Genomic DNA, 26020 nt, shown 5'->3' with positions numbered 1-26020 from the left:
TTGGGATTATGGTTTTCTAAATAGCCGCCTTACTTTTTGGCTAAATCGTATATGTTTAGGTTGTGAAAATAATATTTGGTGTATTACTTCAATTTCCTTTTTCAATTGCTTTCGACCAAATTGTTTTATGACACAGTAAGCCTTTTGTTGCGCAATAACTTTACTGGCCAGGTCCTCGTCCAACAATAATTGAGCATCAAACAACAATGAGTCACCTGGATCAGTCTCCCCCATAAGATAGGTCTCTATCTGTTTGGTTTCATTCCATGAAGTCGTCATAAACCAAAGATTTTTCTCGAATGTTATCTCTTACTTTCTCCAAGCATTTATATTTCTGAACAGTGGCACTTCGTGTTCCCGAATAACCGAATTCATCTGCTATTTCTTGGAGCGACATTTGGTCATAGTAAAAGCCCTTTAATACCTCCATGCATTTACGTCCTGCAGTTTCCAAGAATCTCAGCAAGCGTCTACTGGAAGGCAATTCGTCAATCGTTAGGGCGATGTCCAAATCATCTAACGGTTGGATCTGACTGGTTTGACAGAAACGTTTTAACCATAGGTTCTTGGCCGTCCCAATCAGATAGCCAATATCATTTTTCAATACCATTGGATTTAAAATGGCTTTCTCATAATATACAACCAAAGCATCTTGAAATACATCCTTGGCTTCATCAAAGCTGCCACCCATGCGGCTTATATACTTTGCGACCGCGGGAAACGCACTTTTATATAAATTAATAAAAAGTGCCTGTCGCCCCGCTACTCGTTTTGATTTGCTAACACCGTGCATATAGTTACCTTTTATAACAATGTACCAATTATGGTTAAAGTATCACCTTATATTTGAAAAAATAATTTTTATATCATTAAAGAATCGCTTTTTATCACGCTCAAATGTGTAACTATCATGCATTTTTTTGCGATATAGTAATTTTCGTGACACGTTATAGTGTGCATCTTAACATTTTGAGATTTTGTACTATGGATAAGTTATGATATCAGTACTTAGATTTTGTTTAATAAATTCTCTATTTTTAAAGGGTATAAAAATAGATCATGATGTTGTCTCAGAAAAGCCTAGCAGCTTTCATAGCGCTATTAAGTTGGGGTGCAATTATTGCGCAATTTTTAATCAGTATTAATAATTCAACGATTTCGAATTTAGAGCTGATTATTCGTTTTTTTAGCTATTTTACCATTTTGACGAATTTAATGGTTGCAATTAGCTGTACCTCGATAGTACTGTTACCCAATAGTGCTATTGGACATTTTGCTGTTAAGCCAGTGACAGTCACAGCTGTGACACTATATATTCTTATTGTCGGACTGATCTACAATTTTGTTTTACGCTTCTTGTGGCAGCCTGCAGGGATAGTCAGGATTATTGATGAAATCCTGCATTTGATTATTCCCATATTGGTATTAATTTATTGGTGGCGCTCAATAAATAAACCTCTTATACAATGGTGTTCGATATTTAGTTGGTTGCTTTATCCCATCTTCTATTTCCTGTATACCTTGTGGCATGGAGCGTCTTCTGGATTTTATCCATACCCTTTTGTTGATGTCTCCGTATTGGGAATAAATCGTGTATTAACCAATAGCCTGAGCCTATCCTTAGTCTTTTTGCTTTTAGGATTACTTTTAATACTAGTAACTAGACTAATCGCTAAAAACCGGGGGTAATAATATAGTTAAAATAAGCTATGGCTGATAAATTTTTCTTAACCTGTCTTAACGCCGCTCTAAGCTATTCTTTTGTACCAATAAAAAATTTAAAGAAGTCTTAGGGTTATTATTTATACCCAGTGCATATACCTACTCCAATTATCTGGAAAGGAGTATAAACGACATATAAGATCGGCGGGATTAATATTATATAAAAAAGGTAACATAAACAGTTGTATGCTTTTATCCCCAGTTTATCCATAACTTATCAGATTTATATGTCAGGAGTTTTTCTTTACGACATCTACCATATGATCGAGATCAAAAGGCTTTTCGATAAAATCGTCTGCTTTGCATGCGTTCGCTTTTGTCGGCAAGTCAAAGGATGTGGAAGTTAATACCGCAGATATATCTTCGGTATCAGGATCCGATTTAAGTTCTTCGATAACCTTTGATCCTTTTTTTGTTCCTTTAATGTGCTCATCAACAATGACTAGATTAGGGTCAATTTCATCAATTTTTTCGATTGGTTCAGTGGTCAAAGATGAAGTCACATCATACCCTTCGTCTTCTAGAACTTCGTCCATTATATTTAGAATATCTTCGTTATCCTGAATAAGCACAATCTTTTTTTTCTTTCTCATTTTAAAAATTTATTCAAATATATGGAATTCGAAGGCTTGTTTAATGCTGTTTTTCTTATGTTTTCATTTGGCCGACCAACGATTTTGCCTGTTCGATTGTTATATATAAAAAGATCACTGAATTTATAAAATATTTAATGTACTGAATGATGAATATTAATTATGATGAACCTAAGGATATTACAAATGATGCTAAGGAAAAAGAGAAAGAATTGAAAAAGGAAGGAGGTGCTTTCGGAAACACACTCGAGACCCGGCCTTTATCGAAGGCCATAGTGAAAGAAGAGGAGAAGAAAAAATCTGATCAAGGTGATCGATAGCGGGGATACATAGATCGAAAATATTTTAGCTAGTAAAGTTTTTGATCTTTTAGGCAGTAAAAACATCTTCGTTTGGTTTTACCCAAATGGTTTCGAATTAGCCTTTCTCCGCATTTCGGACAGATCGATTTATTATGTACTAACCAATGTTTTTTTAATACAAACTCTCTTTTCCAGTGTAAAAAATCAAAACTGTAATTACGGGCTTCGACAATTAGTTTGTCTATCATTTTTGCAGGTAAATTTCTGATTAAACTTTCGGGCTGCACACGGATTCTGAAAAGCACCTCATTTTTAATAATATTGCCGACACCCGAAAAGATATTCTGATCCAGAAGTGCATCACAAATCATAAGATCTGGTAATGATTTCAATTTTTTCTTTGCTTTTTTTGGATTCCAGATAGGACTCATCACATCTGCTTCCCAATCGATTTCGGACAAGAAGGTTTTATCAACGATTTTAGCCGAGCAGGTGTAGAAAAAAATACGACCGGTTTCAAATTGTATCATGAGGCGTAGGCTTCTTTCTGTTTTGGTTTGTTGATCAATACTGTAAGAACCGAACATAAGTAAATGAATACGTACGGCCACTGTATCAAACAGCAAAAACAATTGTTTACCAAAGGTTTTGATATCGGATAATACTTCATTATTTAACCAATATTTATCGAATTTGGCATTTCCCGAAGCACCTATTACCTTTTCACCTACAAACTTTTGGAGATCTTCCTTTATCAATACTATTGAAGGGCCTTCGGGCATATCTTTAGATTAACTAAATTGTTATTAATATTTATCCTGACTATACGAAAAAAAGATCTGCATTTATTTGAGCCTTTACTGGTTATTTTCCCTTGGAGAAATAAAGTCTTATCGATTTTTGGTTAAGAACAATGCTCATAGTTCAAAAGTTTTAATATAATAACGTTGCTATTGACTTATGGGCGTGAGGTAGCCTTTTGTTAAGAATCAATGGGTATCCGCGAAATTATTGTGTAAATTAGATGATAATTATCTAAACGAATGGATTCAAATTTTATCTATCTTGATTATAATGCAACGACACCAGTAGATGAGCGGGTATTAGCTGAAATGCTTCCCTTTTTTTCAACTTATTATGCCAACCCAGCTGGGCTGCACCTGCTTAGCTTAACGATGCAGGATACTATCGAGCAAGCAACAGAAGAGATCGCAAGCGCATTTCGTGTCCCATCAAAAAATATTATTTACACTTCTGGCGCTACCGAAGGAATCAATTTAGCGATCAAGGGATTTCAGTTTTCTGTCAAGAAACATATTGTTAGTATTGTCACCGAGCATAAAGCCGTACTGGAGGCTTGCGTTTTTATGGAGCGGCTGGGATTTGAAGTCTCTTACCTTGAGGTGGATGAGGAGGGAATGCTGGATCTGAATGCATTGAAGGACATTATTCGCCAAGATACGGTGTTGGTTTGTGCCATGTTGGCGAATAATGAAACAGGTGTTATTTTGCCCATAAAAGAGATAAGCGAAATTGCCCATCAGCACAACGTGTTCGTCTTGTGTGATGCCACCCAGGCAGTCGGTAAAATGCGAATTGATCTCTGTGATCTTGCTGTTGATTTTCTTGTGTTTTCGGCACATAAATTTTATGGTCCGAAGGGCGTCGGAGGACTCTATATTTCCGATCGTGCAAAACAAGATATTTTCCCGCTGATGCATGGGGGTGGACAGCAGCGGGGATGGCGTGGCGGTACACTCAATACAGCAGGAATCATCGGTATGGCTGCAGCCCTTCGAATTGCCCTTGATGAACTCGAGTGGGATCAACAGCGGGTAACTCATCTTAGGGATACGCTTGAAACTGAACTACTTGATATTACTGGAGCATACCGAAATGGCCATAGTCCCCAACGGCTCTACAATACAACAAATATCTGTTTTCCCGGAGCGATTTCCGAACAGCTAATCATTCGGCTCAAGACGATTTCTGTATCTAGTGGTTCGGCCTGCTCGGCAGTAACTTCCCGCCCTTCACACGTACTTAAAGCCATGAGGCTTTCGGATCTGCATGCACTTTCTTCCATTCGATTTAGTCTAGGTAGATTTACCACCGAAGCGGAAATTGGCCAAACGCTGGAGCAGGTCAAACAGCAGGTCCGAAAGCTGAGAAATTTAGCCTAATGCCCCGTGTTTTCCCGAACTTGAAAAACATGAAGCACCTGTGGAAAAAGTGCCGCAATACTCTCTCGCACGCCATTTGGTGATCCTGGCAACGTGAGAATAAGCATATGGTCCGCAAACCCCGCAATGCCCCTGGATAGCATTGCCGTCTTGACACGTTGCTGGCCATATTGACGTGCTGTTTCCATAATACCGGGGATGTTCGTCGTAAGATAAGGAGCTACAGTATCGGGGGTAATATCTCGCTTCGAAAGCCCAGTTCCACCGGTAAAAATTAAAAGATCAATTCCTGTTCGCTGATAATATTCTAACCTTTCCGCTATGGCCTCGCGTTCATCTGCAACCACTGAATAGGCAATATCGCGCAATCCTTGCTGCTCGAGAAGTTCGAAAAGGAGCTTTCCCGAAATATCTTCCTTGTTGCTCTTGGCGACCGAATCACTACAAACTACGACGGCGGCTTTGAGCTGTTCGATCCAGGGAAGGGATTCATTACTCTTGCCACCTCGTTTTTCGAGCAGACGGATGCCTCGGATTTCTACTTGTTTGTCCACAGGCTTCAGCATATCGTAGATGACCAGTGCTGCGACCGAAGCTCCATGCATGGCTTCTACTTCGACCCCCGTTTTGTATATCGTATGTACCTCGACTTCAATATTGATCTCCAACCCGGAATGGGTATAACGAATTGCAGCATATTCTACCGGTAGAGGATGGCAATCGGGGATCATATCGCCTGTCTTTTTTATCGCTAACAGTGCCGAAGCACGTGCAAATTCAAATATATCGCCTTTAGGAATCTGCCGTTGCTCGATAAGCTTGATGGTATGTTCGGATGATACCTTTATCGTTGCTAGCGCAATAGCTTTCCTTAAGGTGGTACTTTTGTATGTAATATCGACCATGTTATCTATTAGTTTTCCATTGATGAGTATTGTCTTCAAATAGTTCTTTACCCCAGATTGGCATTTCTTTTTNNGTTCAACAAGCTCATCACAGGCACCAATAGCTGCCCGACGATGCGCTGAAGAGGTAAATACAAAGAAGCAGATTTCACCTACCTGTACCAGGCCCTCGCTGTGGCACACGTGCATACAGGTGACGGGATAGTTATCAAAGATTGCTTTGCGGATCTCAGCCATTTTTAGCACCGCAAGTTCGCTGTTGATACTATACTCAATAGCTTGAACTGATTTACCTCTGACTTGGTCAGCACGGATCTGTCCAAGAAAGACACTGTGGGCACCGATATCGGATTTACTACCGTGCTCTGCAATTACATCTGCAATCAATGACGGAGGAATGGGGCCTTGTATAAATATATCGTTTTTTTGTTTAGTCATCTAAATAGTTTTTTAAAGCGATCATGCCGCCCTCCAGATGAAATACCTGTTGGCTGCTGCCTCGCTGGTCGTAGAAATATTGTGCGGCCATTAGGCTGCGTTTGCCGCTCTGACAGATAAAAACAATGCGCCTGCGGTCGATTTTTTCCAATTGCGTCGGCAATGTCCCTAGGGGAATGGAGAGATGGGGTACCTGGAGCCGGGGCGTTTCATTGAACTCTCTTACATCTACAAGCAAGACGTCGGTGGCCTCCCAGGTGGTTATCAGTTCAGCTATCGTTATACCCTGTATCTGACTACGCACTGAAGCACAATACTGAATATAATCGAAATCTTTCAATGCATTTAAGCTCCGTGGATAGGAGCTTTCATCGAAACTTGTTTGTGGTATATTAAAAGTAAATATGCCGTTATCAAGTAGGTTGATTGTCATTAGCTTATTGCTTAAAATGGTTCCTATACCTGTCAATAATTTAATAGCTTCTGTGGCTTGATGAATTCCGATCATCCCAGGTAGCACCCCCAAAACTCCTGCAGCATTACAATCGGGCGATTCCATAGGATCGGGGGGGATCGGGAATAAATGTCTGTAGGTGGTCTTGATACCTTGTGTATCGGCTACATTGAAAACTGCTAGCTGACCTTCATATTGGTAAATGGCGCCAAAAACTAAAGGTTTGTCCAAGAGGTAGCAAGCATCGCACAGCAGGTAGCGTGTAGCGAAATTATCAGTACAGTCCAAAATTACATCATAGGGTTGGAGCCGTTCAGCTGCATTAGCAGGGCATAATTGCTCTACCCAAAAAGCAATGTCAATATCGGGGTTTTGCAGTATCAATTTACGGGCTGCGACCTCAGCTTTGGCATGGCCAATGTCTGTTGTATCGTAGAGTACCTGCCGGTGTAGATTGTTCAGCTCCACAAGATCATCATCAATAATACCGATGTGCCCAATGCCGGCTGCAGCTAGGTACTGGAGTACCGGACAACCTAGGCCGCCGGCCCCTACAACAAGGAGGCGTGCTGCCTGCAGCTTCTGTTGACCTGCCTCGCCAAAACCTAGTAAGGAAAGCTGTCTCTCGTAACGTTCATTCTGCATTACTTATCCTCCTGAATAGGGCGGCATCAAAGCCACAACATCATTTTCCCGTAAGTCTACCGGTGTGTTGATTATTGTGTTGTTAACAGCAACTAACAGTTTGCGATGGGCAAGGTCTGGATGTTGGCGGGATAGGGTAGTGAGCAGCTCAGCGGTGTCACCCGCTGTGACATAAAACTCCCTTTCGAGGATTTCTGTTAATGCACCAAATGTCTTCACTTGTATTCTCATTTTTCGATACGTTTAATGTGGATATAATGCAAGCCTTTTACATAACGTCTGCCTGTGGCGACATCCGCGGTGGAAAGCAGTGCATAGGGGCCCTTTTCTTTGCCTAGGCTGGCGCGTTCAATATTGGTTACCAGCAGGGCATGATCACCGACATTGGTGTTGAATAGCTCGTTCCACGAAAATACAACTCTATAACCGTCAGTAGCCTCGCAAACTACATAGTATTCGCTGAGTGCTTTTGGGGACTCAGCAGGAAAGGTGATGTTTTTCAACAGGTCCTTTAGCAGACCACCCTGGATATTTTTGAGGGTGGACCGATAAGCACCCGTATGGTTATAAATCCGCGCGCTATCGAGCGAGTGTGTTGGAAGTTGTCTGATCTGTTCCAAAGTTATGTTGGTTTCCTGCTTTCCAAAGACAGTAACGCCAATATTAGCTGGTTGCTGCCCGTAGAGAGGAAAATACAAAATAGATAGTATCAAGAAGACAAACGTTATACGCATACCTTTATTTTAAGCTGTTGTAAATAATAATTTATATGCCGCTACCAAAAGCACGGTGGCAAGCACATATTTTAAAACATCTTGTTTTAATATTTTTGATCCTAGATAAGCCCCCAATAGGCCACCTGAGAACGCGACGGCAATGTAGCCCCACATGTGCACATTAAATGAAATACCCTTTGTAAGCATCCCCCCCAGTCCCGACAATGAATTTACGAAAATAAATGAAGCGCTGATGGCTGCAGTTTGTTTTTGATCAGTCCATTTGAGTAAGATCAAAAAGGGCGACAGGATAATTCCGCCACCGATTCCAATCATGCCGGACAACAGACCAACAACAGCACCAATCACAAGTGCCCCTAATGTATTAAATGATTTGAGCTCATCCGCTGATGGACTCCTAAAAAAGAAAAAGCGAAAGATCGGGAAGAGCAGCAATAGACCCAGTAATCGTTTGTAAAGATGATCCTCAAGGGTGATCATGCCACCAATAAATGCCATTGGCACAGATGCAGCAGCCACCATCAAAAACAAATTGCGTTTAAAATAATTACCTCTGTAATATTGGATAAATGAGGTTAACGAAACAAAAAGATTAAGCACGAGTGCTGTAGGTTTCATCTCCTGGGGTGCAATACCATAAAGCGCCATCAAAGCTAGATAACCACTGGCGCCACCATGTCCCACAGCGGCGTACAGGAATGCGAGAATAAACAGAAAGAAATAGAAGAGTTCAAACTGCATGGCTCGCTAAGTTAAAAGATGTATAAAAACTTCGTCGCCCACTGCACAGCCTTCGGCATCCTCTTCTAGGATCAATAGGCAATTAGCCTGTGCATAGGAGTGGAGTCTATAAGACTCCTGTGCATGGAGAGGTTCGACCGCATGCCCATCATAGTGCGCTTTCAGAAAGTGGGTTAGACCAGCTTTTTTGCTGTATGCATGGGTAGTATGTGTTTTGATGCGGCGGTTGCGGTCGGGAAGCTGCATGATCTGTTCCAAGGCCGGCTTAACATATAGATAAAAGCAGGTCAGTGCTGAGGAAGGATTGCCTGGCAGTCCAAAAACTATTTTTTGTTCCCGCGTACCAAAAAATAGGGGTTTGCCCGGTTTCTGTCGGATGCGATGGAAACGTTGCTTTACACCACAGCCCTTTGCAACGTCCACTACATAATCGTAGTCGCCTACACTTACACCACCAACTAAAAGTACAATATCGGCTGTTTTCAATGCCTCTTGCAATGCGTGTTTGAGTTGCTGTTTGTCGTCCAACACATGCTGGCATTCGGCACTAGATATTCCCATTTGTTGCAAGGCAGCCTTCAGCTGATAAGAATTGGATTCATAAACTTCGCCATATCCAATCCTGCCCCCCGTCGCTCTCAGTTCGTCACCGGTGAGGATAATATGGATTTTGGGTGGAGCGTATACCGTCACCTCAGTACAGCCGATGTTGGCTAGATAACCGATAGCAGCAGGTGTGAGGCTGGTTCCAGGGAGCATTGCGACAGCCCCAGCGCCGATTTCAGCCCCCTCTGGGCGGACATTATCCCCCAGTTTTAGTGCCTCGTCTTTTATGCGGATCGTGTTTATTTTACTTACATCTACTTTTTCCTGCATCACGACGGTGTCGGCACCCAACGGTAGTGGTGCGCCTGTATAGATGCGCATGGCCTGTCCGCTGTGTAATGACCTAGGAGTTGTAGTGCCGGCGGGTATCTTGTCTACAACAGGAAGGTCCTGTCCGCTATCGGCATAACGGATGGCATAACCGTCCATGGAAGACTGCGCAAAGCCCGGAATGGCTTGTGAAGCGATTACAGTACGGGATAGCGTATGTCCAAGTGCATCTTGAATGGCTACTCGCTGTTCCTGCGAGGCAGGGATATAATGATGAATAATATCTTTCGCCTGTTGAACACTGATAAATTGATGCGGCAGATTGAAGTAGTCCTCTTGGGTATCCACATCGTATTTTGCGGGTTCATAAAGGAGTATTGCCCGATCATCAGGGTATTGCTCAGCAAGTTTCTTCGCGCCCTTTTGGCCTTCAAGCTGCATCAGCCTATCGAAGTATTTTTTTTCAAAAAGAACCGGTGCACCCCATGTTCCTGCAAAGCCCGTAGCGACAATACCTTTCCCGCTGCTATCGGCAACTTGAAGAAGCTGTTGAAAGACGTGTTGATCCACAAAGGGTTGATCGCATAAGCTGATAATGCAACGGTCCAGAAGCGGCTGGTTTTCCAACATATCCTTCAATCCAACAATAACGGAGCTCGATAAACCAGTCGCCCAGCGCGGATTGATCACGATGCTCACGTTACTATGCTGTAAGGTTGAATGGATTGGATCGGGGTAGGCGCCGATAACTACCGTGACAATGACATCCGGAACCGCCAAGGCCTCCCTGCTGATGCGTTTCAAGAGAGATTCACCTTCAAATTCGAGCAATTGCTTGGGAAGCCCAAGCCGTGAAGAATTGCCCGCTGCTAATATAATTATACCTGTATGTTTTGTCATCCACCAATTGTAATCATGCTCCGATTTTTCAGAAAATCGGTGTCTATATGTTCAAAATTTGTCGCTAATTGCCCACCCAGCTCTTTTGATTTGGAACGTATATTTTCCTGGATCAATGGCAGTACTTCACCACCGGCCCGCAAAACTGTCAATAGATCTGTCTCATCAGCGGAAAATAAACAATTTTTAAGTTTACCGTCAGCGGTGAGTCTTATGCGGTTGCAGCCGGCACAGAAGGGGGCCGTCATCGTACTGATAATTGCGATACGCCCAGCATGGCCGGCAATTGAAAATGCTTTGGCCGTATCATGAGGGCCTGCTGTAATAGATTCTGTTGTATAAACAGTATGTATTTTATTTAGTATATCGACCTGAGTATATACTTGGTTGCTGGTCCATTTGTTTCCGCTAAATGGCATAAATTCGATAAATCGTATTTCAAGAGGATTGGCTTTGGTTAGAGCTACAAAGTCAAGGATCTCGTCCTCGTTGATCCCTTTCATCACCACCATGTTAATCTTAGTGCGGATGCCATGCTGCAGGAGAAGATCAATATTGGCACGCACGCGTTCGAAGTAATCCCTCCGGGTAATCTTAAAAAAACGCTCCGATCGTAAAGTATCCAGACTGATGTTGATGCTTTTGAACTGCGCTGCCATTAATTGAGGCAACATATCGTCAATACGTATGCCATTGCTGGTCATATGCAGTTCGACTGGTAGTTGAGCTAAACGTTCGATAATGGCCGGAGCATCCTTGCGCACCAGAGGTTCACCACCAGTCAGACGGATCTTGCTAATGCCCTGCATTACAAATAGCTGGGCCAATTGCTCAATCTCGTCGACTTGCATCAGACGGTTATGTGGAGTGAAACTATATTCTTCCTCCGGCATACAATAGAAGCAACGTAGATTGCAGTTATCGGTAAGCGATATCCGTAAATAGTTGTGTACACGTCCAAATGTATCCTTGAGCATAGCGTTTTAAAGTATTAAGGGATTTTCAGTATGTATTTTTGTCGCCAGAAATTTGAGCGAACCTCCACGACGATTACTTAGTACAGCCTTGATTTCAGCGACAATAGCGATTGCGATTTCTTCGGAAGTTTCAGCACCAATATCAAGCCCCACAGGGCCATGAATAATTTCTTTCTGCGTTTCAGTAAGTTCGAGTCCTGCTTGTTTCAGATCCTCAAACATCCGAAGTAGTTTAGTCTTTGGCCCCAACGAACCAATGTAGCCGGTAGGCGTATGAATTAAGTTTTTTAGGAGCGTTAGGTCATAGTGATAATTATGTGTCATCAGTACAATAGCCGTACACGGATCGATGTTTATTTTTTGAAGCACCTCATCTGCCGCAGATAGGATGAGCTGATCAGCCTTGGGGAATCGTGCTGCTGTCACATGGCTTGCCCGCCCCTCAACGACGATGACTTCCCAGCCCAACAGCTTAGCTGTATTCACAAGAGGCTGGACGTCATTGCCCGCTCCAGCAATGATTAGCTGTATGTTTGGGGCGAGGTATTCAATAAAAGCCTCGCAGTGTTTTCCGTCTAGCTGGACCGCCGTAAGCACAGATTGCCGTTTTGCGGTGGCGAGCACAATATGATCGGCTAGCTTCGATAATAAAGGGTCGGATGTAGATTTTTTATCTCCATAGCTATTGATTACAAGGATACTTCCGCGTTGTTCACTTAGTCTCTGTGTTGAAAAACAGGTGATCAACAGTACCTCAGCACGCTGCTTTAATACGCATTCCAACAATGCAATGGGATGGTTGGCCTGTTGCAAATCAACGTATTCAAAAAGAATATGGATAATCCCATTGCATCCGAGCTGTACACCAATTGCTGACCCCTCCTCAGTATTTGTATCGTAACTGACAAGTCTATTTTTGCGCTGGTGTATCGCCAATAGGGCCTTTTTCAACGCATCACCTTCGAGACAACCGCCGCTGATTGCACCTGTCATGTGTCCATCTTCGGTTACCAACATACGGGCGCCAGGTCTGCGGTAGGAGGAGCCCTCGACCTTGACCACTGTCGCGAGGGCCATCGAACGGTTTTCGGAAGCGGCTACACCTGCAGCTATCAAAATGTCTCTTATCTCTTTCATGCAATTACGGGCAATGCTATAATCATTAAATTGGACAGTGCTTTTATTACAATACCGTTTACCAAATTTAACGATTTACATGGTAAAAAACACGAAAACTGTAATAATGGCAAAAACATCCATAAAATCTACAATTAATTGATTAATTTAAATAAGAATTTTGCTGCTGAATGTGCTGAATGCGAATACATAAGTGAAAACTTGTCTTATTATTACGGCAGAAACAAAATCAATTCAATTGATTAAATGCTTCTTGTAGAAGCAAGAAAAAAATTACGATTATGGCAAAATATTCAATTTTGGTAAACGGTAAAAAGCATGATGTTGATGTCATGGAGGATATGCCTTTGCTGTGGGTGCTCCGCGATATTATTGGTCTGAAGGGGACCAAATTTGGCTGTGGGAAAGCCCTGTGCGGCGCGTGCACAGTGCACCTCAATGATACCGCAATCCGATCCTGTTCATTTCCAATTTCAGCAATAGGAGATGGTAAAGTGACCACGATAGAAGGTCTTTCTGAAACCGGGGATCACCCTGTTCAGGAAGCCTGGGAGAAATTTGTGGTCCCTCAATGTGGCTATTGCCAGACAGGGCAGATTATGAACGCAGCTGCGCTGTTGAAAAAAAATGCCAAACCTTCAGAACAGGAAATCGAACAGGCCATGCAAGGCAATTTATGTCGTTGTGGAACATATAATCGAATTAAAGCTGCCATCTTGGAAGCTGCCGGTACGCCGGTTACAACCGGGTAGGGCTTCACTTAAAGCAGAGATAGCATGAATATATTAACTCCTTTTCAAAAAAGAAAGACCGCAAGGGTCGATTCGGAGATTTTTAGTGTTTCCAGACGTGACTTTTTAAAAACCAGTGGCCTGCTTACCGGTGGACTGATACTCGGCGTTAGTTTTTTTAGCTGTGACAATAAAGGTAAGAAGTTGGCAACTTTGGCCCCCAATGTTTATCTAAGCATAGCTTCAGATGGCAAAGTAACAATTGTTGCCCATCGATCAGAGATGGGACAGGGGATTCGAACCTCGCTGCCGCTGATCATAGCTGATGAAATGGGGGCCGATTGGAATAAGGTCGAGATTATACAAGCCGAAGGAGATGAAAAGAAATATGGAAATCAAAATACTGATGGTTCATTCTCGGTACGGATGTTCTATCAGCCCATGCGGGAGGCTGGAGCCATTGCTAGGTTATTGCTCCTGCGTGCTGCCGCCAAAGAATGGCAGGTCGACGTAACTAAGTTAGATACCCAAAATGGACAGGTTATCCAACTTGGATCAAGCAAGAAGAAAGATTTTGGAGATCTGGTGCAAACGGCATTGTCCCTGCCAGTTCCAAAAGTTTCCGAGATCGAGCTGAAGGACAGGCAGCACTTCAATATGATTGGGAAAGAAACTCCGATTATTGATTTGCACGATATTGTAACAGGCAAAGCAGTTTTCGGGATCGATGCTATTGTCGAAGGAATGAAAATCGCCGTGATCAAGCGCTGTCCTGTTGTTGGAGGGAGTGTAAAGTCGGTCAACGATCGTAAAGCACTTGCTGTACCTGGTGTAGTCAAAGTGATTACAATCAAAGGTGCTGGCCTACCAGCAACTCTGTCAAGACCACTCAGTGGTGTGGCCGTGATTGCTGAAAATACTTGGGCAGCGATCAAAGCACGCGATCTATTAGAGGTGGAATGGGAATTGGGTGCGAATGCGAGCTACAACTCTGCCATGCAGATTGAAGAGCTCAAGCAGGTGGTTGGGCAGGAGGGAACGCTTCGGCGTAAGCGAGGCGATTTCAATGCCGCCAAGGCGAATGCAAAAAAAGTGATTGAACATACCTATATAGCACCCTATCTGGCGCATGCAACCATTGAACCACCCTGCGCGCTGGCTATCGTGACAAACGGAAGCTGTGAAATATGGGCATGCACACAGAATCCTCAGGGCGCACGTGATGCTGTGGCCAAGGAGCTGGGAGTTGCCGCGGAAAAGGTAAAAATGAATGTTACACTGCTTGGAGGAGGATTCGGACGAAAGTCTAAACCTGACTTTATACTCGAGGCGGCTATTCTTGCCAAGGAATCCGGTCTGCCTATTAAAGTACAATGGACACGGGAAGATGATATCCGTCACGATTACTATCATGCAATGAGCGTGCAACGCATTGTGGCGACCATCGATAGCCAAAATAAATTGAGCGGATGGGCACATCATATTGCCAATCCATCCATCTCTGCGACGGAAGACCAAGCCGTTGTACAACCCAGTGATGGTGAATTGATGTTGGGCGCTTCGGATTTCCCGTATAACGTGCCAGCTATCAATATTGTAACACATGATGCAAAGGCACATCTGCGGATCGGTTGGTTGAGATCGGTTCGCAATATTCCGCAAGTATTTGCCGCAGCAACCATGCTGGACGAAATTGCAGAAGCAAGAGGTCTGGACGCTGTAGCCAATGCATTGGAATTGCTTGGAGAAGATCGCCATATTACTTTCGAACAAGAGTTAATCAAGACAACCTATCCCAACTATGGTGAAAAGATCGAAGACTATCCCTGGGAAACCAATCGAATGAAAAAAGTGATTGAACGGGTCGCTAAAGAATCGGGTTGGGGGAAAAGTATGCCTGCAGGTAGCGCACTTGGCTTTGCTGCACATAAAAGCTTTCTGACCTATGTCGCTTGTGTAGTGGAAGTAAAAGTTAGTCAGGATAAAAAAATTAGTATCCCCAATGTCTACTATGCAGTTGACTGTGGGTTGGCGGTCAATGTGGACCGGATCAAATCGCAGTTTGAGGGAGGGGCACAATTTTCTGCCAGCTTTGCGCTAAAAAGCACGATTACGGTAAAGAATGGGGAGGTAGAGCAGAGTAACTTTGACGGCTATCAGATTATCCGGATGCCTGATTCACCTAAACAGATACATGTGTATATCCTAGATAGTGATGCGAAGCCTACGGGCGTAGGCGAGCCTCCAGTACCACCGTTTACGCCAGCGCTCTGCAATGCAATTTATGCTGCTACTGGAAAACGGATCTATACACTTCCAATTGATCTGACTGTTTAGGAAATCAATGTTCTTTAAGATTGCGAATAAACGATATACGAGAGCCTAGTTGTACAGGCTCTCGCTATTTACTGACAAGAAAGTAGATCAATGCCCTAAAGCGGAGTACCTCAGCGACCCTGATATTTGTTGGCTATAATCGCTTTTGCATACTTGGCCTCTTCGTGTGTATTGACATTTGTGAGAATATTTGCCTCTTGAGGACCAATTAGCGAGACCTGTTGTTGAATTAATGCCTGGCGCGGAGATAACTTATTTTGTGCGATCAGCTGTTTGAGAATCGAGTAGCCCTTTGGCTCCCATATCGTACATAGTGGTTCTGGAAGGCCATTTAGCGGATTTGTAAATGCCGTTGCTATTTTTTTTGAATCGCGTCTTTGGATCAGAAAATCGATAGCCGCGCTGTCAATGAGAGGCATATCACAAGCGAGTACCAGCCAAGCTCGATTGGGCTCCAAATCAAATGCTGTCAATATACCTCCTAAAGGGCCTATATTTGCATAGACATCGGGCAGAAACTTATAAATCGGATCTCCTTCGAATTTGTTGCTCATCTCTACCTCCTGTTCGGCACGACAGGAAATATAGACGCTTTTACAATAAGCTTTCAGCAGGTCGACCAAATAATAACACTGTTCTTTGCCGTACCATTGGATCTTTTCTTTTGGGATACCCATCCTTTGGCTTTTCCCCCCAACAAGTACTAGGCCATTTAATAGTGGGTATATATTTTCATTCGGAACCATTGTATTTGTTATCAATAAATCTATTTTAATGAAGTTACGTAATTTAACTGGATCAGAAAAATAAGGTGTCTAGGGTCAGAAATGATTGCTTCTACCTATATTTGTCGTTGCCAGCAATGCGTTATTTGCTAATAATGAAAAACGATATTGTAAGTCATTTTGTTAAGCAAATTTTAATACTTTTAACAAGTTTGAAATACGGGAAAATTTATACCCGTTAAAAACTAAGAGAATGCAGTACAAAAAAAATATTCCGGTTCGAACTTTGCCCAAGGAATTTGGCAATGGCATTGCTGTTTCCAAAGTTTCACCCGAATCGTTTTGGGAAGATGAAGAAACTATGCAGGCGCATCGGCATGATTATCATTTTTTTGTTCTACAGAAAAATGGAGTCACACTTACTGAAATAGATTTTGAACAATACCTCGTTGATAAGCCTACTATCTTTTATCAATCACCCAATCAAGTGCATAAAGCACTGAAGGTAGAGAACATAGAAATGTTTATGCTTATTATTAGTAGTGAAAACATTCATTCCGATTATTTAAATGTGTTGCAAAGTATCACACCTTTAAAACCTTTAGCGATTGATTCAAAAGATCTTGATGTTATTGAAAGGACCTATAATCTGTGTATTGATTTTTATAAAAGAACTCCCGACAAATTGTATTTTTCCCTACTAAAAGATAGCACTAATGCTTTGGTAGCTTTACTTATTTCTTTGTATCTAAAATACACCAAAACTCCAGCGCTACTCTCCAGATTTGAACGTATTAATAAAGCCTTCTTCCTGTTGTTAGAACGAAAATTTCATATATTGAAACGTCCTTCGGAGTATGCTGCCCAATTTAATATTTCGGTTTCCTACCTCAATGAGTGCGTTAGAAATGCGACAGGTTTTTCAGTTTCATATCATATACAGCAGCGTATCGTTTTGGAAGCTAAGCGGTTGCTTTATCACTCCGATATGTCAGTTAAAGAGATTGCTTTTCAATTGGGTTATGAAGACTATCCTTATTTTTCTCGGTTGTTTACTAAGGCATGTGGCATGAGTGCGAAATTGTTTCGTTTAAAAAACCGCGATTAGTCCAATTACTACAACTATTTATTCTTTTTTGTGTTAAAACCGATGGCTTTCTTTGTTTCGATAAAAAACGTAAGATTATGCCAAGCGCTCCAAAATGGGTTTTTGATACCCTGAATTTCTTCATATCTCAAATTCCTGGCATACATGTATGTCAAACAGAATATCTGTCAAGATCCGTAAAACGGATTAGTTTACAAGGAAATTTTGAAAAATTTCAATTTCCTATTGGTGCTTTTTTTGACATACGAGTCTCTGAGACCGATGCCAGAAGATATACAGTTGCCGAAATAAATAATGAGAAAAACAGACTAAAACTGATTGTATATATACATGGTAATGGATGTGGTAGCGATTTTATGAATAGACTGAAACCAGGTGATCGTATAAAGTTAAACAAGCCACGAACGGAACAAAAGTATTATGACAAATCGGTAGAGAAAATAGTGTTTTTTGGAGATGAAACTTCACTTGCCTTAGCGAGTTCTTTTCTGCCAATTATGCAAAATCAAAAGAAACAGTATCGGTTTCTTTTTGAATTGGATGCAGAAAATAACCATATCCCAGAGTTGTTGGGGTTGGATAACAGTATTGTGTTTCCAAAATTAGATTTGTTTGAAAATGCGGATAGGATTAAGGATCTAACCATTTTTAAAAATGAGGACTGGTTAGATGCCTACTTTGTTCTCACTGGAAATGTGAAGACTGTACAAAACTTTAGAAAAATCATAAAAACGCAAATTAATGGCCGAATTAAGCATCATGGCTATTGGCTTCAAGGAAAAAAAGGACTTTAATTAAAAAACAAATATGCATTATTTAATAATAGAAAATGAGCAGGTAGAGGAATTGACGTATAACGTCGTAGGTTTTTTGTGGGACAATGGGAATGAAGTTTCAATACAGAAACGATATACAAATAGCGACAAATATTTACTTGAAGCAGATTGTGTCGTTTCTTTGGAAAACAAGTGCTTTTCAATGGATAATTTAGCAAAATCAAAATTGTTTCTACGCTTTTGTAGTGATGGCGTTTACTCCAATGTTATTCCATCTCCGTATAGAATATTCGAATATAAGGTTTTGAATAAGCATACGTTGGCGGCGTTTTTTTCTTGGTGCAAAAAGTTGAATCTTTTTAAGGGTAAATAGCTTTATTATAGATGTAATTTAGATAAATAAATCAAATAACAATTTGTGCAATTCACAGTGAATGGGACTTCGATTGTATATTTTCCATGATATTCCAGGAGTCATTTTCCTGGTCATATATAAGACGCCACATTTTTTCGGGGACCTTTATACCATTCGCTGTAACATATTCGCCAAGTCGTATAATTACTTCCGAAGACAGTACTTTAGCAATCTCAGCATAAGCTTTTACACCACCGTAGAATTCTGCGATTGCAGGTGTTGCTTCTTGGCCAATTTCGGGTTTGAATAAAAATTTTGCTGAACATCCGACATACACCTTACTGTCCTTAAAGATTATTCCATTCATATTTTTATAGTTAAAGAACCAGGTGGTTCTATAAAACCATCGACCAGGTCTGTACCTAAAGGGTTATCGACCAAACATTATGAGATATTTTAAACGATCTGGCTTCGAAATTGTTTTCTCCCGTCTGTAATCTGAAAATACGATGACAATAAAGGGTCAGTGGGGCAAGTGTAACCTGATAACTTGTAAGTAAGTCAAACTATTTAACGATGACAGATGTTATCAAAGAAGATTTTCATAAGCAGGTTTATCTAAAGTTGGGCCACACGATGTTACTTGCTTGTTTATTTTTTATGCTAATCTCATCCACGTTTATTGAGCGTCCAGGTACGAATCGAAGCATAACGTGGGCAATTGAATGTGATTTTTTGGAGCTAATTTAGGATAGATGAAAACAGTGCTTGATGTGATTATTATTGGTGGCGGTCTTGCCGGACTTACAAGCGCACTACATCTGATGAAACAGGGCTTGCAAGTCACTTTAATCGAAAAGCATAGTTATCCTCGTCATAAAGTTTGCGGTGAGTATTTATCCAACGAGATTTTGCCCTATTTTAGCTGGCTTAATGTAGATATCTCTGAGTTGTACCCGTCTTATATACAGTATCTTAATGTTACAACGCAACATGGGCGATCAGTAGATGTGAAGCTGCCTTTAGGCGGTATCGGGATAAGCCGCTACAGATTGGATAATTTTTTATACCAGAAGGTGAAAGCACAAGGTTGCAAGATATTAAATGCAATTGTCTCGCGCATAAATTTTAATGATGATACATTTACCGTTTTCGTTCAAGATCAGGCTTTGGAAGCAAAATTTGTTTTAGGGGCCTTCGGTAAACGTGCTAATCTTGATCAGATTTTGTCTCGTGGTTTTATTAAAAAGACGTCTACATGGATGGCTGTCAAGGCCCATTATTCTGGCGAGTTTCCAGATGACCAAATCTCCCTGCATAGTTTTAGCGCTGGATATTGCGGTATTTCCAAAGTTGAAGAAAACAAAATAAATCTCTGTTACCTGACAGATATTAAGACCTTTAAAAAGTATAAAAACATAGCTGACTACCAAAAGTACGTCCTTTCCAAAAATACTCATCTAAAATATTTCTTCGAGCAGAATGTGTTGTTGTTCGACAAACCAGTAACCATTAGCCAAATTTCGTTCGATAGAAAGTCCATTGTAGAAGATCATATACTTATGATCGGGGATACAGCCGGTCTTATCCACCCCTTATGCGGGAATGGGATGGCTATGGCGATCCAGAGTGCAAGAATAGCTTCAGAACTTATTTTGGACTATTTTATTGGCAAAATTACATCACGTAAGCGATTGGAAATAGATTATGCCAAGGAATGGGAACAAAACTTTGGGCGCCGTCTGTTGTTTGGTAGAATTTTGGCCTATGTGCTACGGCATGAGTTCGGTGCCAATGTTTTAATAAAGATTGCCGCTACTTTTCCGGCGACACTGAAATGGATAATTAAACAAACGCATGGAAGCGCGAAGACATTAAAATGGGAATAAACACTAGATTTAGAACTGAGCGCGTTGAAATCATGGACGATTTTTCGCTTGAGGGAGAGGAACTTCAGATGACATTAAATAGGCTATCCAACATCAATAAGTTCTTGGGTGGCTATAACATCACATTGGATGGCGTAAAGAAATTGTTATCGAAAACTGATATTTCCAAAACAGTGACAGTTCTAGATATCGGCTGTGGAGGAGGGGATATGTTGCGTATGTTGAGTGATTTTGGTGCTAAAAATAATATTGATTTTAAAATGCTTGGAATAGATGCGAATTATTTTACTATCACCTATGCTCAAGGTTTATCAAAAGGATACCCCAATATATCGTATAGCTGCAAGGACGTATTGGGAGAGGATTTTTCAACTAGACAATTTGATATTGTATTATGTACTCTTACCTTACATCATTTTGGCAACGAGCAAATTATTGATTTGATCGGGCGTCTTTCCAATATGTGTAAGCTTGGCATCATTGTCAATGATTTACAACGAAGTAAAATTGCATATCGACTATTTCAAACCATTTGTGTTGTTTGTGGGTTAAATAGAATGACCAGGGAAGATGGGCTTGTATCCATACTTCGGGGCTTTAAAAAATGTGAGTTGGAGCAATTCGCTAAGAAACTGCATTTAAAAAATTATTGCATCCAATGGAAATGGGCTTTTCGCTACCAGTGGATAATTTCTGATATATGAGCGTTAAGATAATAACTGTTGCAAAGCAACTACCTAAATATTCTTGTACTACTGCTGAAATTCTTCCGTTATTGGAAAGGTGGCTTCAAGGGCAGGAAATACGTTTCATAAAAAAAGTAAAGAAGCTATTTGAAGGTGCCACCATAGACAGGAGGTATGCCATTATGGAGCCGAAAGACATTTTCACAGCCACATCCTTTGAAGAAAAAAACGATATTTATTGCCGTGAAGCGACGATTTTGGCTGAATTAGCACTTCGCAAAGCATTAGCCAATGCTGGTTGGGGGCCACAGTCGCTGGATTATATCATTACTGTAAGCTGCACAGGGATCATGATACCCTCATTAGATGCTTACCTCATCAATAAGCTAAGATTACGACAGGACATTGTTAGGCTGCCTGTCACTGAGATGGGCTGTGTTGCTGGAGTTTCTGGTGTTATTTATGCCAAAAATTTTTTGCAAGCTAATATCGGCAAACGAGCCGCAGTAATAGCTGTCGAAGCACCCTCTGCCACCTTTCAATTAGCAGATCTTTCAATGTCCAATATGGTAAGTGCTGCTATTTTTGGTGATGGCTCCGCCTGCTGTCTACTTTCATCGCATGAAGCAGACGCAGGGCCGGCGATTCTTGACCAACGGATGTATCATTTTTATGATGCCGAAGATATTATGGGCTTCAAACTTACCAATAGTGGGATGCAGATGATATTGGATGTTGATGTACCTAATGTAATTGCATCACATTTCGATGCAGTTATACATCCATTTTTAGCAAGTAATAACCTAGGAGTGCAAGACATAAAATATATGATTTTTCACCCTGGTGGTAAAAAGATCATAGCAACGATAGAGAAGATTTTTGCAGTATATGGTAAAGACATCTCTGATACTAAAGCTGTGCTATCACAATATGGAAATATGTCAAGTGCTACAGTACTCTATGTGCTTGAACACATCATGGAGCGCGCTCCTCAAGCTGGTGAGTTGGGATTAATGTTAAGTTTTGGCCCCGGGTTTACGGCACAGAGTGTCTTATTGCAGTGGTGATTTAATAGAAAAGAGTGATGGACTTAAATGATATTATTGCAAAATTGCCCTACAGAAATCCATTTTTATTTGTGGACGAGTTGCTCTATGTGGATGATAATAGTATTATCGGTAACTATACGTTCAGTGAAAATCTCGATTTTTTTAGGGGACATTTTTATGGTAATCCCGTTACTCCCGGGGTAATTTTAACCGAAACGATGGCTCAGATAGGCCTGGCCTGCTTCGGCGTCTATTTGCTAGGTAGCGAGGCCAGTACCGAAACAGTCATGGCGTTGACATCAACGGAAATCCAATTTTTAAAAACGGTGTACCCCAAAGAAAAGGTTACTGTAATTTCTAACAAAATATACTTCAGATTCGGTAAACTGAAATGCGCAGTTACGATGAAAAACGAAGCTGGGCAGGAGGTTTGTAAAGGAATGTTAGCAGGTATGATAATCGACAGAATATGAGTAGAGTAGTTGTCACAGGGATTGGGGTAGTTGCCCCAAATGGAGTGGGGATACCTGCCTTTACACATGCCATAAGAAATGGAGTTTCAGGTATCAGACATGATCCATTTTTGGAGCGGCTCCAGTTCACCTGCCAAATTGCAGGGATGCCGGTCATAGAGGAAGATTTGAAAAAACAATATTTTAGCGAACTTGAACTTCGGGGCTTCAATAGTACTGGTATATTGTACGGTGTCATTGCGGGTATGGAGGCTTGGACAAATGCAGGCCTACCTATTGCTGCAAATTCTGCACCCGATTGGGATAGTGGAACGGTATTCGGATCTGGCACTTCAGGCATTGACAAGTTACGCGAGAGCATTTATAAAATAGATGATTTGCAAACCCGTAGACTTGGCAGCACGGTAGTCGCTCAGACTATGAACAGTGGAGTCAGCGCTTATTTGGGGGGGAAATTAGGATTAGGAAATCAAGTCACTAGCAACTCATCGGCCTGTGCTACAGGCTCGGAAGCTATCCTTATGGCTTATGACCGTATCCGTTCCGGACGGGCCAAAAGGATGCTTGCTGGAGCCACTGGAGATAGCGGGCCATATATCTGGGCCGGTTTTGATGCATTACGCGTTTGTAGCTCTCAGTTTAATAGTCGACCACATGAGGGTTCACGTCCAATGAGTGCAACAGCTGGGGGATTTGTTCCCGGTAGTGGCGCTGGCGCATTGGTATTAGAAGACTTAGAAGGAGCCTTAGCGCGGAGGGCAACTATATACGCGGAGTTGTTGGGAGGGCATGTGAATTCGGGAGGGCAGCGGGGCAACGGTAGTATGACCGCCCCGAATAGTGACGCGGTGCAGCGATGTATTGTGGGAGCACTTGAAAATGCAGGTATTTCTGCCGTGGACGTTGATGCCATCAATGGTCACCTAACAGCAACTGCTAAAGATGCCTTGGAGATAGAAAACTGGATTAAAGCCCTGGGGTGTAGAGGCAAAAATTTTCCTTATATTAACTCACTTAAAGGCATGACCGGACATTGTCTGAGCGCAGCCGGTAGTGTAGAAAGTGTGGCTGCCGTATTACAGTTGTATCATGGATTTTTATTTGGGAATAGGAATTGTGATGATTTACACCCTGACATTGCAAAACAGATAGATCACGCACGAGTGCCTTTGAAAGCAATTGACTATGCACCAAATATCATTGCCAAAGCCAGTTTTGGTTTTGGAGATGTGAATGTCTGTTTAATATTTAAAAAATTTGACAACTAACATATGAATAGGGAAGAACTTATCGGTGTATTAAAGCTCATTATAGAGCCATATACAACAAATAACGAATCTTTTGGAAATCTAAATGAGGAAACGGATTTTATCAATGATCTCCAAATCAATTCAGCCAATTTGGTTGACATTGTACTGGATATTGAAGAAAAATTCGATATTGTCATTGATAATGCTGATATGGAACGTATGCTCAATGTAAGAGCTGCAGTTGAAATTATTGAATTCAAGCTTAGCGAACAATGATTGGCAATGATGTGATCGATCTTGTGCAGTCCCGAAAAGAGAGCAATTGGAGAAGGCCAGGATTAATTCCAAAACTTTTCGATGTGAATGAACAGCTGCTGATAGCGAATAGCGAAGATCCTGAGATTGCCATATGGGTGTTATGGAGCATGAAGGAAGCCGCTTATAAAATATGGCATCGATACACCCGGGTTAGGAAATATATCCCCAAAAAATTGGTATGCTCTTTGGCAACGCAATGCAACAATAGCGCAGCAGGCGAAGTGACTTGTGGCCGACGAACCTTTTATACCACAACGCAGCTATCACAGGGTATTATCCATACGGTAGCAGTAGACAATCTAGGTAATCTTAATCATGTTGCTGAGATTGAAAGGGATAGGATTTTTAAAGATTATTATGGTATTCCATATATTATAATTGAAGGGCAACAAGATGTATCGCCAGCATCTGTAAGTAACCATGGGCGTATCGAAAAAGCAGTTGCTATTTTAAAACCTAATTTACATTTTTTTTGAGTTGCTAAAAACAACCGCTTTGATCATGGTTAGACAACAATTTTATTTCGTGTAAATTTTTAACTTAATCCTCTAAATTGGTTTACACCCAAAATGGTCAAGTCGCTCAAGATAATTGAAATGGTACTATAAATTTAGGAGTTATGCCATAATGTTTGTAAAATTAAGATAGAAGTAAAAAAAATAATAAATAGAATATTTTCTCTTAAAACTTGTGGTACTTTAGTTTCATTTACTACAGGTTTAATTAGCTAAAAAATCCCTAATCAATAGGCCAACCTCGTTAGGTTTTTCAGCAAGTAAAAAATGACCGCAATTTTCGATTTTCTCAAGCTGTAAATTCGTTGAGGCACTAGGTAAGGCATTCCGAAGTAAATCGTACCCGCTAGCTCCAATTGCCAGTATAGGTATATTTAATTTTTTATAGGTTGTAAAATCAGCAATATCTTGAGGAAAAGCCTGATACCAGGAATTCGAACAACGAATAGCATCTCTATTATTGTAAACATCGATATAAATTGCTCTATCAAAGCTACTTACACTTTCTTTATTGACCAAGAGATGATCAAATAACCAAGAAATGACTATTGACATGCGCCCCTCAAGAAGCTGTTCAGGTAATTCCTTTACTTGGTTGAATGATAACCACCATGGGTAAAGATAATTAGCATCTAATATGGGTAACATAGGAAGTTGATACATACTGGGGTCCGGATGTGGAGTGTCTAATAGAACTAACTTGATAGTTGTTGTTGGGTAATTGCAGGCATAGCTAAAAGCAACATGGGCCCCGATATCATGTCCACCAATATATACTTTCTCAAAACCCAAATACCGCACAAGTTCGCTAATGTCTTTTGCCATATTCTTTTTGTCGTAACCAGACTCTGGTTTTCCTGAACTTCCCATACCCCGTATTTCAACAACAATTACTTGGTAATACTCAGATAATAACGGCATGACATGATGATAGGCCCACCATGTTTCGGGATAACCAGGGATTAATATCAGTGGATCGCCTTGACCACCAATAACGTAATGTATTTTTACGCCGTTTACTTTCGTGTAATGGTTCGTAAAGCCGGGTAATAATTTAATGAGTTCTTTGTCTGAATAGGATGAATCCATAATATGTGAATAATTTAAGCTACCATTGAATTTTCATTGACTAAATTAGCTTGTATTTTCTTAACTTACAAGTATGTAGTACACTGTATACTTGTAATTTTTTTTATAA

30 protein-coding genes are annotated in these 26020 nt (G+C 41.2%); 15 read left to right on the top strand and 15 right to left on the bottom strand.

The window, feature by feature from the left end; genetic code table 11:
* Positions 1-6: 6 nt before the first annotated feature.
* Positions 7-279, bottom strand: coding sequence for a hypothetical protein (locus tag B4A24_RS07670; RefSeq protein WP_293944106.1), 273 nt, complete (start codon positions 277-279; stop codon positions 7-9).
* Positions 260-793, bottom strand: a complete 534-nt coding sequence (locus tag B4A24_RS07665) for an RNA polymerase sigma factor (RefSeq protein WP_293944104.1) — start codon at positions 791-793, stop codon at positions 260-262. Before B4A24_RS07665 ends, B4A24_RS07670 begins: the two co-directional genes overlap by 20 nt.
* 266 nt (positions 794-1059) lie before the next feature.
* On the opposite strand from B4A24_RS07665, the gene B4A24_RS07660 reads away from it, so the two are divergent.
* A complete protein-coding gene (locus tag B4A24_RS07660) occupies positions 1060-1689 on the top strand; it encodes a Pr6Pr family membrane protein (RefSeq protein WP_349681728.1) in 630 nt (209 codons plus the stop codon).
* A 263-nt stretch (positions 1690-1952) separates the two neighbouring features.
* On the opposite strand, the gene B4A24_RS07655 is transcribed toward B4A24_RS07660, so the two are convergent.
* Entirely contained in the window at positions 1953-2315 is a 363-nt protein-coding gene (locus B4A24_RS07655) for a response regulator (protein WP_293944102.1), read from the bottom strand.
* Positions 2316-2461: 146 nt separating this feature from the next.
* On the opposite strand from B4A24_RS07655, the gene B4A24_RS07650 reads away from it, so the two are divergent.
* On the top strand, positions 2462-2635 hold the full coding sequence (locus B4A24_RS07650) for a hypothetical protein (RefSeq protein WP_293944101.1): 174 nt from the start codon (positions 2462-2464) through the stop codon (positions 2633-2635).
* 29 nt (positions 2636-2664) lie between these two features.
* Here the strand turns inward: B4A24_RS07650 and B4A24_RS07645 are convergent, their stop codons facing one another.
* On the bottom strand, positions 2665-3399 hold the full coding sequence (locus B4A24_RS07645; RefSeq protein ID WP_293944099.1) for a DNA-formamidopyrimidine glycosylase family protein: 735 nt from the start codon (positions 3397-3399) through the stop codon (positions 2665-2667).
* 261 nt (positions 3400-3660) lie between these two features.
* Here B4A24_RS07645 and B4A24_RS07640 point away from each other — a divergent pair, with 261 nt between their 5' ends.
* Complete coding sequence (locus tag B4A24_RS07640; RefSeq protein WP_293944097.1) at positions 3661-4800, top strand: cysteine desulfurase family protein; 1140 nt, start codon at positions 3661-3663, stop codon at positions 4798-4800.
* Here B4A24_RS07640 and moaCB read toward each other — a convergent pair.
* The 8 genes from moaCB to B4A24_RS07600 are packed head-to-tail and all read right to left on the bottom strand — an operon-like array spanning position 4797 to position 12610.
* On the bottom strand, positions 4797-6143 hold the full coding sequence (gene moaCB, locus B4A24_RS07635; RefSeq protein WP_293944096.1) for a bifunctional molybdenum cofactor biosynthesis protein MoaC/MoaB: 1347 nt from the start codon (positions 6141-6143) through the stop codon (positions 4797-4799). The genes B4A24_RS07640 and moaCB overlap by 4 nt on opposite strands.
* Positions 6136-7242, bottom strand: a complete 1107-nt coding sequence (locus B4A24_RS07630) for a HesA/MoeB/ThiF family protein (RefSeq protein WP_293944094.1) — start codon at positions 7240-7242, stop codon at positions 6136-6138. Before B4A24_RS07630 ends, moaCB begins: the two co-directional genes overlap by 8 nt.
* A gap of 3 nt (positions 7243-7245) precedes the next feature.
* Positions 7246-7473 carry a MoaD/ThiS family protein gene (locus B4A24_RS07625; protein ID WP_293944092.1) on the bottom strand — a complete coding sequence of 76 codons (228 nt, stop codon included), beginning with the start codon at positions 7471-7473 and terminating at the stop codon, positions 7246-7248.
* The gene (locus B4A24_RS07620; protein ID WP_293944090.1) at positions 7470-7976 is read right to left on the bottom strand and encodes a molybdopterin-binding protein; all 507 of its coding nucleotides are present in this window, start codon (positions 7974-7976) and stop codon (positions 7470-7472) included. The genes B4A24_RS07625 and B4A24_RS07620 overlap by 4 nt, the downstream gene beginning before the upstream one ends.
* Before the next feature lie 9 nt (positions 7977-7985).
* The gene (locus B4A24_RS07615) at positions 7986-8720 is read right to left on the bottom strand and encodes a sulfite exporter TauE/SafE family protein (RefSeq protein WP_293944088.1); all 735 of its coding nucleotides are present in this window, start codon (positions 8718-8720) and stop codon (positions 7986-7988) included.
* A gap of 6 nt (positions 8721-8726) precedes the next feature.
* Positions 8727-10496 carry a gephyrin-like molybdotransferase Glp gene (gene glp, locus B4A24_RS07610; RefSeq protein WP_293944086.1) on the bottom strand — a complete coding sequence of 590 codons (1770 nt, stop codon included), beginning with the start codon at positions 10494-10496 and terminating at the stop codon, positions 8727-8729.
* The gene (gene moaA, locus B4A24_RS07605; RefSeq protein ID WP_293944084.1) at positions 10493-11473 is read right to left on the bottom strand and encodes a GTP 3',8-cyclase MoaA; all 981 of its coding nucleotides are present in this window, start codon (positions 11471-11473) and stop codon (positions 10493-10495) included. Before moaA ends, glp begins: the two co-directional genes overlap by 4 nt.
* Before the next feature lie 6 nt (positions 11474-11479).
* Positions 11480-12610 carry an XdhC family protein gene (locus B4A24_RS07600; protein WP_293944082.1) on the bottom strand — a complete coding sequence of 377 codons (1131 nt, stop codon included), beginning with the start codon at positions 12608-12610 and terminating at the stop codon, positions 11480-11482.
* A gap of 281 nt (positions 12611-12891) precedes the next feature.
* On the opposite strand from B4A24_RS07600, the gene B4A24_RS07595 reads away from it, so the two are divergent.
* Together B4A24_RS07595 and B4A24_RS07590 are read left to right on the top strand one after the other, a co-directional pair.
* Positions 12892-13362: a (2Fe-2S)-binding protein gene (locus B4A24_RS07595; protein ID WP_293944080.1), complete on the top strand. Its 471-nt coding sequence runs from the start codon at positions 12892-12894 to the stop codon at positions 13360-13362.
* A gap of 24 nt (positions 13363-13386) precedes the next feature.
* A complete protein-coding gene (locus B4A24_RS07590) occupies positions 13387-15678 on the top strand; it encodes a xanthine dehydrogenase family protein molybdopterin-binding subunit (protein ID WP_293944079.1) in 2292 nt (763 codons plus the stop codon).
* Between the two features lie 110 nt (positions 15679-15788).
* On the opposite strand, the gene B4A24_RS07585 is transcribed toward B4A24_RS07590, so the two are convergent.
* Positions 15789-16439: an NTP transferase domain-containing protein gene (locus B4A24_RS07585; protein WP_293944077.1), complete on the bottom strand. Its 651-nt coding sequence runs from the start codon at positions 16437-16439 to the stop codon at positions 15789-15791.
* Positions 16440-16656: 217 nt separating this feature from the next.
* On the opposite strand from B4A24_RS07585, the gene B4A24_RS07580 reads away from it, so the two are divergent.
* The 3 genes from B4A24_RS07580 (at position 16657) to B4A24_RS07570 (ending at position 18660) form a co-directional block, all read left to right on the top strand.
* Entirely contained in the window at positions 16657-17511 is an 855-nt protein-coding gene (locus B4A24_RS07580) for a helix-turn-helix domain-containing protein (protein ID WP_293944075.1), read from the top strand.
* A gap of 77 nt (positions 17512-17588) precedes the next feature.
* Positions 17589-18305 carry an FAD-binding oxidoreductase gene (locus B4A24_RS07575; protein WP_293944073.1) on the top strand — a complete coding sequence of 239 codons (717 nt, stop codon included), beginning with the start codon at positions 17589-17591 and terminating at the stop codon, positions 18303-18305.
* Between the two features lie 13 nt (positions 18306-18318).
* Positions 18319-18660, top strand: coding sequence for a hypothetical protein (locus B4A24_RS07570; RefSeq protein ID WP_293944071.1), 342 nt, complete (start codon positions 18319-18321; stop codon positions 18658-18660).
* A gap of 52 nt (positions 18661-18712) precedes the next feature.
* Here the strand turns inward: B4A24_RS07570 and B4A24_RS07565 are convergent, their stop codons facing one another.
* A complete protein-coding gene (locus tag B4A24_RS07565; protein WP_293944069.1) occupies positions 18713-19009 on the bottom strand; it encodes a hypothetical protein in 297 nt (98 codons plus the stop codon).
* A gap of 388 nt (positions 19010-19397) precedes the next feature.
* Here B4A24_RS07565 and B4A24_RS07560 point away from each other — a divergent pair, with 388 nt between their 5' ends.
* From B4A24_RS07560 to B4A24_RS07530, 7 genes are read left to right on the top strand one after another with little or no spacing between them, the layout of a single operon-like run.
* Positions 19398-20531, top strand: coding sequence for an NAD(P)/FAD-dependent oxidoreductase (locus B4A24_RS07560; RefSeq protein WP_293944067.1), 1134 nt, complete (start codon positions 19398-19400; stop codon positions 20529-20531).
* Entirely contained in the window at positions 20522-21235 is a 714-nt protein-coding gene (locus B4A24_RS07555; RefSeq protein ID WP_293944065.1) for a methyltransferase domain-containing protein, read from the top strand. The genes B4A24_RS07560 and B4A24_RS07555 overlap by 10 nt, the downstream gene beginning before the upstream one ends.
* Complete coding sequence (locus tag B4A24_RS07550) at positions 21232-22284, top strand: type III polyketide synthase (RefSeq protein WP_293944063.1); 1053 nt, start codon at positions 21232-21234, stop codon at positions 22282-22284. The genes B4A24_RS07555 and B4A24_RS07550 overlap by 4 nt, the downstream gene beginning before the upstream one ends.
* Before the next feature lie 17 nt (positions 22285-22301).
* Positions 22302-22739 (top strand): 3-hydroxyacyl-ACP dehydratase FabZ family protein, encoded by a 438-nt coding sequence (locus B4A24_RS07545; RefSeq protein ID WP_293944061.1) that lies wholly within the window; start codon positions 22302-22304, stop codon positions 22737-22739.
* Positions 22736-24007, top strand: a complete 1272-nt coding sequence (locus tag B4A24_RS07540; RefSeq protein WP_293944059.1) for a beta-ketoacyl-[acyl-carrier-protein] synthase family protein — start codon at positions 22736-22738, stop codon at positions 24005-24007. Before B4A24_RS07545 ends, B4A24_RS07540 begins: the two co-directional genes overlap by 4 nt.
* Positions 24008-24010: 3 nt before the next feature.
* Positions 24011-24265: an acyl carrier protein gene (locus tag B4A24_RS07535; RefSeq protein WP_172393165.1), complete on the top strand. Its 255-nt coding sequence runs from the start codon at positions 24011-24013 to the stop codon at positions 24263-24265.
* Positions 24262-24783: a 4'-phosphopantetheinyl transferase family protein gene (locus B4A24_RS07530; RefSeq protein WP_293944056.1), complete on the top strand. Its 522-nt coding sequence runs from the start codon at positions 24262-24264 to the stop codon at positions 24781-24783. Before B4A24_RS07535 ends, B4A24_RS07530 begins: the two co-directional genes overlap by 4 nt.
* Before the next feature lie 243 nt (positions 24784-25026).
* Here the strand turns inward: B4A24_RS07530 and B4A24_RS07525 are convergent, their stop codons facing one another.
* The gene (locus tag B4A24_RS07525) at positions 25027-25911 is read right to left on the bottom strand and encodes an alpha/beta fold hydrolase (RefSeq protein ID WP_293944054.1); all 885 of its coding nucleotides are present in this window, start codon (positions 25909-25911) and stop codon (positions 25027-25029) included.
* Positions 25912-26020: the final 109 nt, after the last annotated feature.

Source organism: Sphingobacterium sp. UBA7249 (assembly GCF_002472835.1).
Taxonomy (GTDB): domain Bacteria; phylum Bacteroidota; class Bacteroidia; order Sphingobacteriales; family Sphingobacteriaceae; genus Sphingobacterium; species Sphingobacterium prati.
Note: the sequence above shows the minus strand (reverse complement) of the source record. Positions and strands in the feature narration are given on the sequence as shown.

What these genes read in the sequence shown, in the direction of transcription:
- B4A24_RS07650 (WP_293944101.1), top strand. Translation starts at nt 2,462, where the DNA reads ATGATGAATATTAATTATGATGAACCTAAGGATATTACAAATGATGCT.
- B4A24_RS07530 (WP_293944056.1), top strand. Translation starts at nt 24,262, where the DNA reads ATGATTGGCAATGATGTGATCGATCTTGTGCAGTCCCGAAAAGAGAGC.
- B4A24_RS07645 (WP_293944099.1), bottom strand. Translation starts at nt 3,399, where the DNA reads ATGCCCGAAGGCCCTTCAATAGTATTGATAAAGGAAGATCTCCAAAAG.
- B4A24_RS07630 (WP_293944094.1), bottom strand. Translation starts at nt 7,242, where the DNA reads ATGCAGAATGAACGTTACGAGAGACAGCTTTCCTTACTAGGTTTTGGC.
- B4A24_RS07540 (WP_293944059.1), top strand. Translation starts at nt 22,736, where the DNA reads ATGAGTAGAGTAGTTGTCACAGGGATTGGGGTAGTTGCCCCAAATGGA.
- B4A24_RS07555 (WP_293944065.1), top strand. Translation starts at nt 20,522, where the DNA reads ATGGGAATAAACACTAGATTTAGAACTGAGCGCGTTGAAATCATGGAC.
- B4A24_RS07545 (WP_293944061.1), top strand. Translation starts at nt 22,302, where the DNA reads ATGGACTTAAATGATATTATTGCAAAATTGCCCTACAGAAATCCATTT.
- B4A24_RS07665 (WP_293944104.1), bottom strand. Translation starts at nt 793, where the DNA reads ATGCACGGTGTTAGCAAATCAAAACGAGTAGCGGGGCGACAGGCACTT.
- moaA (WP_293944084.1), bottom strand. Translation starts at nt 11,473, where the DNA reads ATGCTCAAGGATACATTTGGACGTGTACACAACTATTTACGGATATCG.
- B4A24_RS07565 (WP_293944069.1), bottom strand. Translation starts at nt 19,009, where the DNA reads ATGAATGGAATAATCTTTAAGGACAGTAAGGTGTATGTCGGATGTTCA.
- B4A24_RS07525 (WP_293944054.1), bottom strand. Translation starts at nt 25,911, where the DNA reads ATGGATTCATCCTATTCAGACAAAGAACTCATTAAATTATTACCCGGC.
- B4A24_RS07620 (WP_293944090.1), bottom strand. Translation starts at nt 7,976, where the DNA reads ATGCGTATAACGTTTGTCTTCTTGATACTATCTATTTTGTATTTTCCT.
- B4A24_RS07625 (WP_293944092.1), bottom strand. Translation starts at nt 7,473, where the DNA reads ATGAGAATACAAGTGAAGACATTTGGTGCATTAACAGAAATCCTCGAA.
- B4A24_RS07640 (WP_293944097.1), top strand. Translation starts at nt 3,661, where the DNA reads ATGGATTCAAATTTTATCTATCTTGATTATAATGCAACGACACCAGTA.
- B4A24_RS07560 (WP_293944067.1), top strand. Translation starts at nt 19,398, where the DNA reads ATGAAAACAGTGCTTGATGTGATTATTATTGGTGGCGGTCTTGCCGGA.
- B4A24_RS07590 (WP_293944079.1), top strand. Translation starts at nt 13,387, where the DNA reads ATGAATATATTAACTCCTTTTCAAAAAAGAAAGACCGCAAGGGTCGAT.
- glp (WP_293944086.1), bottom strand. Translation starts at nt 10,496, where the DNA reads ATGACAAAACATACAGGTATAATTATATTAGCAGCGGGCAATTCTTCA.
- B4A24_RS07615 (WP_293944088.1), bottom strand. Translation starts at nt 8,720, where the DNA reads ATGCAGTTTGAACTCTTCTATTTCTTTCTGTTTATTCTCGCATTCCTG.
- B4A24_RS07535 (WP_172393165.1), top strand. Translation starts at nt 24,011, where the DNA reads ATGAATAGGGAAGAACTTATCGGTGTATTAAAGCTCATTATAGAGCCA.
- B4A24_RS07575 (WP_293944073.1), top strand. Translation starts at nt 17,589, where the DNA reads ATGCCAAGCGCTCCAAAATGGGTTTTTGATACCCTGAATTTCTTCATA.
- B4A24_RS07580 (WP_293944075.1), top strand. Translation starts at nt 16,657, where the DNA reads ATGCAGTACAAAAAAAATATTCCGGTTCGAACTTTGCCCAAGGAATTT.
- B4A24_RS07670 (WP_293944106.1), bottom strand. Translation starts at nt 279, where the DNA reads ATGACGACTTCATGGAATGAAACCAAACAGATAGAGACCTATCTTATG.
- B4A24_RS07660 (WP_349681728.1), top strand. Translation starts at nt 1,060, where the DNA reads ATGATGTTGTCTCAGAAAAGCCTAGCAGCTTTCATAGCGCTATTAAGT.
- B4A24_RS07595 (WP_293944080.1), top strand. Translation starts at nt 12,892, where the DNA reads ATGGCAAAATATTCAATTTTGGTAAACGGTAAAAAGCATGATGTTGAT.
- B4A24_RS07600 (WP_293944082.1), bottom strand. Translation starts at nt 12,610, where the DNA reads ATGAAAGAGATAAGAGACATTTTGATAGCTGCAGGTGTAGCCGCTTCC.
- B4A24_RS07550 (WP_293944063.1), top strand. Translation starts at nt 21,232, where the DNA reads ATGAGCGTTAAGATAATAACTGTTGCAAAGCAACTACCTAAATATTCT.
- B4A24_RS07655 (WP_293944102.1), bottom strand. Translation starts at nt 2,315, where the DNA reads ATGAGAAAGAAAAAAAAGATTGTGCTTATTCAGGATAACGAAGATATT.
- B4A24_RS07570 (WP_293944071.1), top strand. Translation starts at nt 18,319, where the DNA reads ATGCATTATTTAATAATAGAAAATGAGCAGGTAGAGGAATTGACGTAT.